We start from the raw sequence: 13,289 nt of genomic DNA, 5'->3' as shown, positions 1-13,289 counted from the left end.
CGGTTTGAATGACACTAAGATTTGTACTTTAACTCTTCTTTATTTTTTCTTTGAAAATAAATTTCCCAAAGTCTATTAAGCTTTTTAGAGGTGCAATATTTAGAGCGTCGAAACTAGTATTAACTGATTTTTCTATAAAAATGTCTGTTTTTCCGAAACTAGGAGAATCGTCATCCATCCAATACTTCATAGTTAATAACAATTGTAGCCATGCTGTTTCTTTTAGCCCTCGATTTTGAATTTTTTCTAAGCGGTCTTCTTTTACATCAATAAGTTCAATACCTAAATCTTGAATATAATGGGAAAAACTAGATTTTAGTTTTGCTAAAGATTTGTAAGATTTTAAACTGTTATTTTGCTTGTGTAATGCATATACCACATAACTTCTATTAGCTGTTAAATTCTCGAAAAAAGTATAGTAGTAACTTAATAGTTTATTTCTAGGTTCAAAACCTGAATAGTCTACACTTTTGTTTAAAGCTATTATTGTATTATCATGAAATGCTTTAAATACATGTTTTTCAACTGTTTCAAAAGAATCAAAGAATTCATAAAATTTTAATTCTTCAAAGTTGTTATGCTTTGTAAAACTAGACACTGATTTTGGTTGGTGGTTATGCTCTAAAACATAATCCATGTAGAATAAAATGATATCATTCTCATTAATATTTTTCTTTTTAGCCATTATATCAATTTTTGATACTATAAAGATACAAAATGTTTAATCATTTTGTTTCTTTATTAAACAAAATTAACATGAGATTATGACTTCATTAGTTTTAAAGTAAGCTTTTAGATGTTTTAAACTTTTAATTCGATAGAGAATGAATATCTTTATTTTAAGGTTTTATTAACAAACTAAGCTATTGGTTATGCGTAAATTTACGTTGGAAAAATTAACTCTAATCAAATAAAAATATTATGAAAAAACTATTGATGATTGCTTTAGTGTTTACAGCTTCTTTTACTGTAAATGCTCAAATTGAAACACCACAACCAAGTCCTGCTGCAAAAGTAGAGCAGAAGGTAGGTTTAACAGATTTAACGTTAGAATATTCTAGACCAGGAATGAGAGGGCGTACTATATATGGGAATTTAGTGCCTTACGGTAAATTATGGAGAACAGGAGCTAACAAAAACTCTATGATTACTTTTAGTGACGATGTTACTATTGGAGGAAAAGAAGTAAAAGCAGGATCTTACGCTATTTTTACAACACCAAACGAAAAGTCTTGGGATGTTGTTTTTTATGCTAATACAGATAATTGGGGAACACCTGCTAAATGGGATGACAGTTTAGTTGCTGCTAAAGTAACTGTAGATGTTATGAACATGCCTATGAAAATGGAAACATTTACGATGCTTTTTGATGATTTAACAAACGATTCTGCAATGTTAGGTATCCTTTGGGAAAGTTCTTATGTTGGTATTAAAATAGAAGTTCCAACAGCAAAGAAAATGAATGCTAGTATTACTAAAGTAATGAATGGTCCTGGAGTTTCAGATTATTATGGAGCTGCACGTTACAACTTAGAATCTGGAGGAGATATTAAGCAAGCTGTAACTTGGATTGATAAAGCTATTGAAATGTCTAAGGATGATCCTAAATTTTGGATGTTACGTCAACAATCTTTAATCCACGCAAAAGCAGGAAATACTAAGATGGCTATTAAAGCTGCAAAAGCGTCTTTAGCAGGAGCAGAGAAAGCAGGAAATGCTGACTATGTAAAAATGAATAATGATTCTATTAAAGAATGGGGAGGAATGTAGTCTTGACTACTTCAATTTCTAAATTCTTAGAATTTAATAATTTAAAAAGCGCAATCTTATGGATTGCGCTTTTTGCATTTTATTCGTTTCCTTAAAGTGAAAATAATTATTGAACATGAATTATTATAGAACTCTTTTATTTGTTTATAAATAAACAGTAATCAATTCAATAGTATCGATTACTGAAAAATTAGATGATAGAAGTTTAAACTTCTATCATCTAATTTTAGATATTATTAATTAATTTTGCCAACGTATGTATTTCTAGATTGAAGTAAACAAGCAATCCCAATAACAATAACGCATCCAATAAAATTAAGCCATAAAAAGGGAAGGTTTATTAATTGGTAATTATCTAAAAGGAAAAGTGTAATTACTAAAAACTGAGTAATAAAAGCAGCTACAAAAACGGCATTTGCTTTTACATGTTTAAAAAAGAATGCCAGTAAAAATATACCCAATACATTACCATAAAATATAGAGCCAATAATATTTACTAATTGTATTAAATTCTCTGCGAGATTAGCAACACAGGCGACTCCAATGGCTAATATTCCCCAAATTAAAGTAAACCATCTTGATGCAGCAACCATTTGTATTTCTGTTTTTTCGCCAACTCTGTGTTTGTATAAATCGATAGTAGTTGTACTTGCTAAAGCATTTAATTCGCTGGCAGTACTAGACATTGCAGCAGATAGAATTACTGCTAATAACAAGCCTATTAAACCTCTTGGTAAATTGTTTAGTATAAAATGAATAAAAACGTAATCTTTATCATTGCTTTCTACTTTTACATTATTAGCATCTCCTGCTTTCTCTATTAAGGCTTTTGCTTTTTCTCTTAGAGCATCGTTAGCAGTGTTAAATGAAGCTATGCTTGCTGTATTTGTATTGTTTTTAGCTAAAACAAAATGATTAATTGCTGCTTTTTTATTTTCAAATAGTGTTTTTTGTTCTTGTTGAATCGCCTTGTATTCTTCAGCATATTCAGAATTTAAAACCACTTCTGTAGCTGTAGGATTAAAGTTTACAGGAGCTTGGTTAAATTGATAAAAAACAAATACCATTACACCAACAAACAGAATAAAAAACTGCATTGGTATTTTTAAAAGACCATTAAACATTAAGCCTAATTGCATTTCTCTAACAGATTTTCCAGATAAGTAACGTTGTACTTGACTTTGGTCTGTTCCAAAATACGACAACATTAAAAAGGTTCCACCAATTATACCTGTCCAAAAAGTATAACGATTATTCAAGTCGAAAGAAAAATCTAAGACTTCCATTTTCCCACTAGCTCCAGCAATTTCTATTGCTTTTGAAAATGAAATATCTTCCGGTAATTGATTCATTATTAGAACAAAAGCGATAATCATTCCAGTAAATATCACAATCATTTGATGCTTTTGTGTAACATTAACAGCTTTTGTTCCACCAGAAACAGTGTAAATAATTACTAAAACACCAATAATAATATTTAGTAATAATAAGTTCCATCCTAAAACAGCCGATAGAATAATGGCAGGAGCGAAGATGGTAATACCAGCAGCCAAACCACGTTGTATAAGAAATAGAATTGCAGTAAGTGTTCTTGTTTTTCTATCGAATCTATTTTCTAAAAACTCGTATGCTGTGTAAACTTTTAGCCTATGGTATAGTGGAATAAATACCATACAAATAACAATCATGGCAATTGGCAATCCAAAATAGAATTGTACAAAGCCCATACCATCGTTAAATGCTTGTCCTGGAGTAGATAGAAATGTAATAGCACTTGCTTGTGTTGCCATTACAGATAAACCGATAGTCCACCATTTAGACTGATTTCCACCCTTTAAGTAGTCCTCCACATTTTTACTTCCTCTGGTTTGAATAGTACCATAAATTACTATGGTTAGTAGTGTTCCTATTAAAACAACCCAATCTAATGCTTGCATATATTAAAACGCTTTTGTGATAAAGTAGAATGCAATAATGTAAACAGCGTTTGCTACAAGAATTAATGTGTAGAGGTTATTCCACTTGTATTTTGGTTGGTTATTTTCCATATTAGTTCTTTATTTTAGATTCATTAGCGATATCTTCTTTTCCAATACTCAACATATTTGCAAACAATCTATAAGCACCAGAAACACCTGCAGGAAACTCTCTAAAGAAACTTAAACCTGTATAAATATAATGTCCTTTTCCATGTTTTGCTACTAGTAAACTTCCTGTTTTTGCTGTTTCTCCTTTATCGTGCATGGATAGAATTGGAGTGAACTCGCTAGACCATTCTTTAGGAAAATACAAACCACGTTCTTGTGTCCAACCTTTAAAATCTTCTTGAGTAATTTTATTTGGGCTGTTTAGTACTTCGTGATTAGGATTTACAAAAGTAACATCTGCAAACTCGTCTGTAACTCTGTCTCTAGAAAGTGTTAAACTATAAGGTGCAATATTATCTACTTTAATTCTATGGCTTGTATTGTATTGCACAATCATATTACCACCATTTTTTACAAAATCGAATAGCGCTTCTTGTCTATAATTTAAGGCTTCAACGGTGTTATAAGCTCTAATACCAACTACAACAGCATCAAATCTATTTAAGTTTTCTGTTGTAATATCTTCTGGCGAAATAATAACCACATTATATCCAATTTGCTTTAAGCTTTCTGGTACAACATCTCCAGCACCTTCAATGTATGCAATATTTTCGCCTCGTTTTTTAATGTCTAAACGCACAATTTTTGTTTCGCTTGGTAACAACACGGTTTGAAACGGAATATGGTCGTAATCAATCTCTATTAATTCTTTTGTGTACACTTTATTACCAATTGTAACTTTAGGAGTTATAGTGCCTTCATTTTGGTTTTTAGGAGGAATAATAGTAAAAAATACTGTTTGTTCTTGACCTTTGTGTTCTATATTTATTTTTTGTTGCTTCGGAAAAACACGCCATCCTTTTGGGTAATTTAAGGTAATATAACCTTCTAAATTATCTCGTCCTGCTTTAACTACAACAGGTATTTCTTTTTGAGAATCGTTTGCGAAAATGATTACTTTTTCTAAAATTTTAGCAGAAGCTTCTGGAATAATCTCAAAAGGTTTATAAACTTCTCCTTTTACAGGATCGTTGGTTTTATAGATAATTGCTTTTGTAAAAGAAATAGGAGTGCCTTCAATTTTTAAATTGAATTTTACAGTTGCAGTTGTTAATGTTTCAGGTAAACCAATCCAATCTTTATTTTTCACCTTATACATTCCTAAAGTTCCTTTTTCTTCTAACCAATATGGAACCGAATAATTGTCTTCGTTAGAAATGTAATATTCTAATGCATCTTTTTTAGAAACATTATTAGCTAAATTGATGTTTTTAGAGATTGTTTTTCCATCATCAGATTTAGTAAGCGATAGTAATTCTATACTAGAAGCGCTTCTGTTTATTGCTTCAATATTTAACTGAATTTTATTGTTTAAAGTACTTGTACTTTCCTTAGCTACAGCTTCTAAATACAATCCGCTACAAGCCGAGATGATGTCTTTTATTTCTTCAGTTTTATTTATTTTCCAATGGCTGTCTTCTAAATTTTGAATTAAAGTATAAGCACTCATTAACGCTTTTAAAGATGCTGATGGATTATTAAAGTTATAATCTACTTGTACTTTCTCTAAAATTTTACCAATCGCTTTTCCGCCTTTTACACGATGCCATGAAGTATCTATACCATCAAAAATATTGTTTTTATCTTTTGGCATTTCACCTTTAACTAATTCTATATATTCTATTTGTTCTCCACGAGTTCCAGTATTACCAAAACCTTGAGATTTATGTTGACTACGACTTAAAGAAGCTATTTCGGTATTACTTAATCCAGAACTTGGATAATATTCACCAACATCAAAATTTAATAAATTAGATTTATCTGCTGCATCAAATTTTTCTTGACTACCGTAAAACCAGTAAGAGGTATTAAAAAACTCTCGTTTTGGTTGCCAAGTGCCATATTGTTTTACTTGATTTGGATAAACGGTTGCATCTCCTGCAATATCGAAAGCTTCAAAGCTTAACATTGCAGAACTTGTATGATGACCATGAGTAGAACCTGGGCTTCTATGGTCGAAACGGTTAATAATAACATCTGGCTTAAATTGACGAATAGCCAACACAACATCGCTTAATACTTCTTCTTTATTCCAAATGGCTAAAGTTTCGTCAGGATGCTTAGAGTAGCCAAAATCATTAGCTCTTGTAAAACGCTGTTCTCCACCATCTATTTGTCTAGCAGTTAGTAATTCTTGAGTTCTAATAACGCCTAAAAGTTCTCTAATTTCTGGTCCAATAAGGTTTTGCCCGCCATCACCACGCGTTAAAGATAAATAAGCAGTTCTTGCTTTTACATGGTTTGCCATGTAAGAAATAAGCCTTGTATTTTCGTCGTCTGGATGTGCCGCAACATATAAAACCGAACCTAAGAAATTTAGTTTTTCTATAGATTGGTATATTTCTGATGCATTGAGTTTTTTTGGTTGTTGAGCGAAACTATTTATTGAAAAAATGCAAATAAATAGGAGTGAAGCAATAGTTTTTGACATTGTTTTTTCTTTGAATTTTACTCGAATAAAGACGAATACTCAAATATAAACAATCACTTTTTTAATTTCAAATTTTAGGTTTTCTTTAACTAAATGATAACGCTTAGATTATTTTTTTTATAACACGTAGTTTGTGTGTATGCATTTTTGTATCCACATTATAAATACCAGAATGATCTAATCTATCTATTCTTACTTTTCCATGAGCGTGAATAATGTAATTGTCTTCCATAATAATACCTACGTGCACTATGTTTCCTTCTGCATTATCGAAAAAGGCTAAATCTCCAGGCTCACTTTCTTCAATAAAACTTAAGGCTTCACCTTGAGTTGCTTGTTGTGAGGCATCACGAAGTAATTTATAACCATTCATTTTATATACCATTTGTGTAAAACCAGAGCAGTCTATGCCAAAAGGTGTTTTTCCGCCCCAAAGATATGGTGCGTTTAAATAGTTAAAAGCAGAAGTAATAAGTTGGTTTTTCTCTTTTTTCCCTTGAGTAAGTTCACCTTCAAAAGTATGTTCTAACAGAGATAAACTATTAAGTTGAGAACCTAAAGGGATAGCGTAGAGTTGCTGGTTTTTGTCTTCAATAAATTCTATTAAATCTGAAGACAGTTTAGGCGATTCTTCACGTAAAATATCGTAATCTTCTTTACTAATTTCAAAATATTGTTTGGTGTCAATCCAGCCTTCATATTTATCGAAAGCCAACCTTATTTTACACCAAGATTTGCGCATTTCAGTAATTTTAAATATATCTCCATATAAAACTTGCGATACCAATTCACTGGTATCGCTAGCTTCAAGTCTTAAAGGGACAATGCTTAAATTACAAATGCCGTATTGCATTTATTGAAATTGAATTTTTGTTATTATTTAATTAGTACACAATTGAAAACAGTCTACTAATTTTAAGCACGTTCTAATATTAATGCCGAAGCACCACCACCACCATTACAAATAGCAGCTGCACCAATTTTAGCATTGTTTTGCTCTAAAACGTTTAATAATGTAATTAATATTCTAACTCCAGAACAACCTAACGGATGCCCTAAAGAAACAGCACCACCATTTACGTTTACGTTACTATCGTTAAGTCCTAATATTTTCATGTTAGCTAAACCAACAACAGAAAAAGCTTCGTTAAATTCAAAGAAATCTACATCTTCAATATCTAAACCAGCTCTGCCTAAGGCTTTTGGTAAAGCAATTGATGGAGCAGTTGTAAACCATTCTGGTTCGTGAGCTGCATCTGCATAACCTTTAATTGTAGCTAAAGGTTTTAAGCCTAATTCGTCTGCTTTTTCTCTACTCATTAATACCATTGCTCCAGCACCATCATTAATTGTCGAAGCATTTGCAGCAGTAACTGTACCTTCTTTTGTAAAAGCAGCACGTAAAGTAGGAATTTTATCCATTCTTACATTTTTATATTCTTCATCTTCACTCACTATTACATCATCTCCACGTCTTTGTGGTACAGCAACAGGAACTACTTCGTTATTAAATTTGCCCGCTTCCCATGCAGCAGCAGATCTTTTATAAGACTGTATAGCATAAGCATCTTGGTCTTCACGAGAAAACTCATATTTTGTAGCACAAGCGTCTGCACTAACTCCCATTGCTTTTTGGTCGTAAACATCTACTAAACCATCTTTTTGCATACCGTCTACCATTGTTGCAGGACCAAATTTAGTAGCGCTTCTTGCATGAAAGTAATGTGGAATTAAACTCATGTTTTCCATACCTCCAGCAACTATAATATCTGCATCACCTAAAGCAATAGCTTGAGCAGCTTGCATAACGGTTTTCATACCAGAAGCACAAACTTTATTTATTGTAGTACAAGGTACAGTGTTTGGAATACCAGCAAATATTGCAGCTTGCCTAGCAGGAGCTTGACCTGTACCAGCTTGCACAACATTACCCATTAAAACCTCTTGAACTAATTCTGGCTTTAAATTGATTTTATCTAATGCGCCTTTAATAGCGATAGCTCCTAATTTTGGAGCTGGAATTGTTGATAATGCGCCTAAAAAACTACCAATTGGTGTTCTTGCAGCCGATACAATAACTACTTCTTTATTCATTTTATGAGTATTAAGTTTTATGTCTTGCGAAAATAATCAATTTTTAGTAAAAATTATACTGATATAATTATAATCGGCAATATTGAAATCATAATTTATTACATTTGAATTTAAAGAATAAATCTTACTTTATATAATGAAAGACTTAGTAAATAAATTTTATAAAAACCATGCTTTAATTTACAAGGTGCTTTTGTTTATTGTTACTACATTTTTAATTGTTTATTTATTTCCAAAAAGCGGAAAATTTAAATACGATTTCGAAAAAGGGAAACCTTGGCAATCTGAAACACTTTACGCTCCTTTTGATTTTGCTATTCAGAAAACAAATGAAGAATTAGAACAAGAAAAAATACAAATTGAAAAAAGTGCTATAAAATATTTTAATCTTGAAGAGACTGTAAAAGCTAATGTTTTAAAGGAATACAATACAAATTTTAATGCTTCTTTTCCAGATTCAGTTTATGCTTCTAAAGCTAAAATCAAACAATTTGGAGAAAATCTTATTGAAACACTTTACGAATATGGAGTTACCAATGAAGACGAACTTATAGCTAATAAATCGGCAGTTACAATTTTAAAAAATAGAGTAGAGATTAGTAAAACCGACTTTTCTAATATTTATAAACAAACACAGGTAAAACCAAAAATTGACGAAGAATTAGAAAAGAACAATTTAGAAGAGTTTGCCAAACCTCTGTCTATTTTGTTTTTCAATATTATAAAACCTAATCTAGAGTTTGATAAAAATCTATCAGACAAAGCCTTAGAAGATCGCTTAAATTCAATATCTTATAATAGAGGAAGTATAGAAAAAGAACAATTAATTATTTCTAAAGGAGAAGTTGTTGAGGGTAATAAGTTTCTAATTCTTAAATCTTTAGAATCCGAATACAAATCTCAAGTTTGGAATCAATCAAATTATAATTTAATCATTTTCGCTTACACATTATTGGTCGCACTTGCGTTATTAATGCTATTACTTTTCTTAAGAAAATATAGACTCGATGTATTTAATAATAATACTAAAGTCACCTTTATTTTTTTCAATGTATTCCTAATGGTTTTGTTAACAACCATAGTAGTTAATTACGATTCTAAGTATATTTATATTGTACCAATAGCAATACTTCCATTAGTACTTAAGGCCTTTTTTGATGCACGTTTGGGATTATTTACTCACGTAATTACTGTCTTACTACTAGGTTTTATTGTACCAAATAGTTATGAGTATATGTTCTTGCAAATTATTGCAGGAATAGTTACCATCCTTACAGTTTCAGAATTATATAAGCGTGCTAATTTATTTATATCTGTTGGACAAATAACAATTATTTACATTATAGCCTATTTCGCTTTCTTCTTAATTCATGAAGGAAGTATAGATACCTTAAAATGGGATACTTTTGGCTTATTTGTATTATGCGGTCTGGCAACGCTATTCGTGCAACCACTTATTTATATATATGAAAAACTCTTTGGTTTAGTTTCAGATGTATCTCTTTTAGAGCTGTCAGATACGAATTCTAAGCTTTTAAAACGATTGTCTAATGAAGCACCCGGAACTTTTCATCATTCCCTTAACGTTGCTAATTTAGCAGAAGCTGCTGCCAATGAAATAGGAGCAAACGCTATGTTAATTAGAGTAGGTGCTTTATATCATGATATTGGTAAAATGCAAAATCCTACTTATTTTACAGAGAATCAATCTTCAGGGCTTAATCCGCATGACGAATTATCGCCTAAAGAAAGTGCAACGGTAATTGTAGATCATGTTATCAATGGTATCGAGATAGCAAAGAAAAATAATTTACCAGATCGTGTTATCGATTTTATAAGAACGCACCATGGAGATAGTAGTGTCTACTATTTTTATATGAAAGAAAAAGCAATAAACGAAGACGTAGATATTTTAGACTTCTCTTATCCTGGACCTAAACCATTTAGTAAAGAAACAGCTATATTAATGATGTGTGATAGTGTAGAGGCGGCTTCTAAAAGTTTAAAAGAACCGACCTCTACAAAAATTGATAATTTTGTAGAAAACATACTAAATAAGCAAATGGACGATGGGCAATTTCTAAATGCGAACATAACTTTTAAAGAAATTCAATCTATAAAAAAAGTGCTAAAACGCAAGCTTGCAAATATTTACCATTTAAGAATTGAATACCCTGAATAAAAATTAAAAAAAATAAATAAAATTGTTGCGTTTTACTAGATGTTATCTTACATTTGCAGCCGCAATTTATTGCAACGTTCATACAAAATATTTAAAATAATTGGAGAGGTGCCTGAGTGGCCGAAAGGAACGGTTTGCTAAATCGTCGTACCAGCAATGGTACCCAGGGTTCGAATCCCTGTCTCTCCGCAATTAAATTAAACAGATAATCGTTTTCGGGGTGTAGCGTAGCCCGGTTATCGCGCCACGTTTGGGACGTGGAGGCCGCAGGTTCGAATCCTGCCACCCCGACTATTAAAGTTTAAAATTTATTTTAAACTTTTTTTATTGCTACGGGCTCGTAGCTCAGCTGGATAGAGCACCTCCCTTCTAAGGAGGCGGTCACAGGTTCGAATCCTGTCGGGCTCACAGAATCCCTTTCATTAATTTGGAAGGGATTTCTTGTTTTATAACCTTTCTTATACTAAATTACTATCTATGGCAAAATCTGGAAGTGCTAAAAACACAAAAAATAAAGCGAAGCATACTAAGTTAATGGATAAGAAGAAGAATAAGCTTCGTCAAGAAAAAATAGCTAGAAAAGAAAAGCTTAAGGCGATTATAGCTAAAGTTAAAGCTAATTCTGATAGTCTTTAGGTTTTGACATAATCATTCTACTATAAAACACTTCTCGCTTAAAAGCTTAATATTTATTAAACGCAAACGTTTTAAGTGTTTAGTTATTCTGCTATCTTAACTAAAGGCAGGCTATATAATATTTGTTAAATAATAGGGCAATCTTATTTTCGTTTTAAAAAATTAGATTGTAAAATTTAAAAATTCTTAATATCAGGGTTGTACGTCTGTATAACAGATGTTTATTTTGTTTCATTTTTGTCTACACTTTTGTTGAATGTTAAATAAAATAGGGTTTTGTCGATTTTATTTGCTTTTTGTCGATTGTCTGTGATTTGAATCTACTCAATAAAAGAAAAAGAGGGTAGGCATGGTACTTTTGCAGTCCCAAATAAAAAATAATGAAATATCTATTAAAAAAATTATCGCTAGTATTAGTAATCCTAGTAGCCTCTAGTTGTTCAGTTGAAGATATCGACAGTAAATTCATTGGAGGAAGTTCTACAAGTACTTTTACTTGTACAGATGCTAATCCAGAAGCATGTTTTGTTAATAATGGCGCAATTGCGTTCGATTTTAAAATTTATGATTCTAATATGGTATTATTAGGAGATTTTCAAAATGTTGCTCCAGGAAGTACTACTAGTTGGACTACTTTCGCTGAAGGTGAGTTGTTGTTTGTTTTAGAAGAAACAACAGAATCGGGAGTTTCAGATCAAAAAATGGAGTCTATTATGTATAATTGCTCAACATTAGAAGTAACTATTGATGCTAATAATGAATTACAAGATAATTCTCCAGTTGAAATTTAGTATAAATGAATAAACTTAAAAAAAGCCTAATTAGAAATAATTAGGCTTTTTTTACGCTTTTGTTGTAATAATTATAATTGTTTTGTTTTCTATATTTTTAGTAAAAAACAGATAATCATCTCCACCATCTTTTAAATTGAGCTTCTTACGTATTTGTTGCACAGTTTCAGGGAAGTTTCTAGTCGTAACATTCGCTTTAACGTTTTTAAACTCACGTTTAAACTTCTTTTTATTGTATTCTAAAACGTTATTTATTTTAAAAGATCTACCTGGAAAGTTAATTAGTTTTTCTGAAGTATATAAATGTGAATGCTTATGTAGTTTTTTTAAATTTAGCTTATCAGCTAACACTTCAAAAGCACCGGCTTTTAAAATTGCTGCATTTGGTTCGTATAAATAGGCTAGTGGCTGGCTAAGCTCAACATTAGCAGAGAATTCTTCATTTAAATAAAAATTAAATTCTTGTTTATTCTCTTTGGTTATGTTTGCAGTTTTAATCTCAATCTCATTATTATAATCACGCTCTAAAACCCATAATAACTCTTTAACTTCGTTATTTACAGCTATACAATGAATGGCTTTTACATTACTCAATTCTGAAATTCCCGAACTAATATCCAATAATGGAGAGGTTTTAATCATTATATTTTTAGAATACTTAAAAAGTAATTCTATATGTTCTGGCACACTAGGAAGGCAATCTTTAAGCAAAAACACTTTACCTTTAATGTCATTACGTCTTGAAGGATCAATATATATCCAATTGTAATGCTTTTTCTCTTCTTCTAAGGCTGTAATTCCGCTTTTAGCTATACATGTAATATTATCAACATTAAGCTGCTTATAGTTGTGCTGTACAATTTTAGACAAGTTCTCGTTGATTTCGCAGTGAAATACATTTTTCACCTGTTTTGAAAAGTAATAACAATCCACACCAAAGCCTCCAGTTAAATCTATTAAAGCATCTCCACAAACTAAATTAGATTTGTATTGCGCTGTAGTTTCAGAAGAGGTTTGCTCTATATTTAGCTTGTTTGGATAATATATGTTTTTTGTAGAAAACCATGTTGGAAGCTTTTTTTGACACTTTTTTTTTGCTTCAATTTGATTTACTAACTCTTTTGTGTTTGCGGTAGAAGTTGAGACTCCTTTTAGTGAAAACTTATTAATATCTGAATTTATATTTTCATATATAATTATTTGATTTTCAGTATTTAATATTTCTTTATTCAAAGTGT

At 31.0% G+C, this 13,289-nt stretch carries 10 protein-coding genes and 3 tRNA genes; 7 read left to right on the top strand and 6 right to left on the bottom strand.

All coding sequences use genetic code 11. The annotated features are described in order from the left end of the window. Window positions 1–28 precede the first annotated feature (28 nt). Window positions 29–685 carry a TetR family transcriptional regulator C-terminal domain-containing protein gene (locus CW733_RS05260; RefSeq protein ID WP_100996204.1) on the bottom strand — a complete coding sequence of 219 codons (657 nt, stop codon included), beginning with the start codon at window positions 683–685 and terminating at the stop codon, window positions 29–31. Between the two features lie 236 nt (window positions 686–921). Between CW733_RS05260 and CW733_RS05255 the strand changes: the two genes are divergently transcribed. Beyond that, window positions 922–1,770: a DUF2911 domain-containing protein gene (locus tag CW733_RS05255; protein WP_100996203.1), complete on the top strand. Its 849-nt coding sequence runs from the start codon at window positions 922–924 to the stop codon at window positions 1,768–1,770. 236 nt (window positions 1,771–2,006) lie between these two features. Here CW733_RS05255 and CW733_RS05250 read toward each other — a convergent pair whose 3' ends face one another. The 4 genes from CW733_RS05250 to CW733_RS05235 all read right to left on the bottom strand — a co-directional run bounded on the left by CW733_RS05250 (window position 2,007) and on the right by CW733_RS05235 (window position 8,442). Further along, window positions 2,007–3,707 (bottom strand): sodium:solute symporter, encoded by a 1,701-nt coding sequence (locus tag CW733_RS05250; protein WP_100996202.1) that lies wholly within the window; start codon window positions 3,705–3,707, stop codon window positions 2,007–2,009. Window positions 3,708–3,819: 112 nt separating this feature from the next. Then, window positions 3,820–6,348: a PIG-L family deacetylase gene (locus CW733_RS05245; protein ID WP_100996201.1), complete on the bottom strand. Its 2,529-nt coding sequence runs from the start codon at window positions 6,346–6,348 to the stop codon at window positions 3,820–3,822. A gap of 103 nt (window positions 6,349–6,451) precedes the next feature. Continuing rightward, window positions 6,452–7,201 carry a C40 family peptidase gene (locus tag CW733_RS05240; RefSeq protein WP_100996200.1) on the bottom strand — a complete coding sequence of 250 codons (750 nt, stop codon included), beginning with the start codon at window positions 7,199–7,201 and terminating at the stop codon, window positions 6,452–6,454. Window positions 7,202–7,263: 62 nt separating this feature from the next. Then, entirely contained in the window at window positions 7,264–8,442 is a 1,179-nt protein-coding gene (locus CW733_RS05235; RefSeq protein ID WP_100996199.1) for an acetyl-CoA C-acyltransferase, read from the bottom strand. 136 nt (window positions 8,443–8,578) lie between these two features. On the opposite strand from CW733_RS05235, the gene CW733_RS05230 reads away from it, so the two are divergent. From CW733_RS05230 to CW733_RS05210, 6 genes are all read left to right on the top strand, one after another. After that, window positions 8,579–10,624, top strand: a complete 2,046-nt coding sequence (locus tag CW733_RS05230; RefSeq protein ID WP_100996198.1) for an HD family phosphohydrolase — start codon at window positions 8,579–8,581, stop codon at window positions 10,622–10,624. Between the two features lie 102 nt (window positions 10,625–10,726). Next, window positions 10,727–10,813 (top strand) — tRNA-Ser (locus tag CW733_RS05225). A gap of 27 nt (window positions 10,814–10,840) precedes the next feature. Continuing rightward, window positions 10,841–10,915: transfer RNA gene (locus CW733_RS05220), tRNA-Pro, on the top strand. A gap of 43 nt (window positions 10,916–10,958) precedes the next feature. Beyond that, window positions 10,959–11,032, top strand: a tRNA-Arg gene (locus CW733_RS05215). Between the two features lie 69 nt (window positions 11,033–11,101). Further along, entirely contained in the window at window positions 11,102–11,260 is a 159-nt protein-coding gene (locus CW733_RS16520; protein WP_198520110.1) for a hypothetical protein, read from the top strand. 380 nt (window positions 11,261–11,640) lie between these two features. Continuing rightward, window positions 11,641–12,051 carry a hypothetical protein gene (locus CW733_RS05210; protein ID WP_100996197.1) on the top strand — a complete coding sequence of 137 codons (411 nt, stop codon included), beginning with the start codon at window positions 11,641–11,643 and terminating at the stop codon, window positions 12,049–12,051. Between the two features lie 51 nt (window positions 12,052–12,102). Here the strand turns inward: CW733_RS05210 and CW733_RS05205 are convergent, their stop codons facing one another. Further along, on the bottom strand, window positions 12,103–13,284 hold the full coding sequence (locus CW733_RS05205) for an SAM-dependent methyltransferase (RefSeq protein WP_100996196.1): 1,182 nt from the start codon (window positions 13,282–13,284) through the stop codon (window positions 12,103–12,105). Window positions 13,285–13,289: the final 5 nt, after the last annotated feature.

This window comes from Lacinutrix sp. Bg11-31 (assembly GCF_002831665.1).
GTDB lineage: Bacteria > Bacteroidota > Bacteroidia > Flavobacteriales > Flavobacteriaceae > Lacinutrix.
The sequence above is the reverse complement of the archived record's forward strand: the minus strand, read 5'-3'. Positions and strand labels throughout refer to the sequence as shown.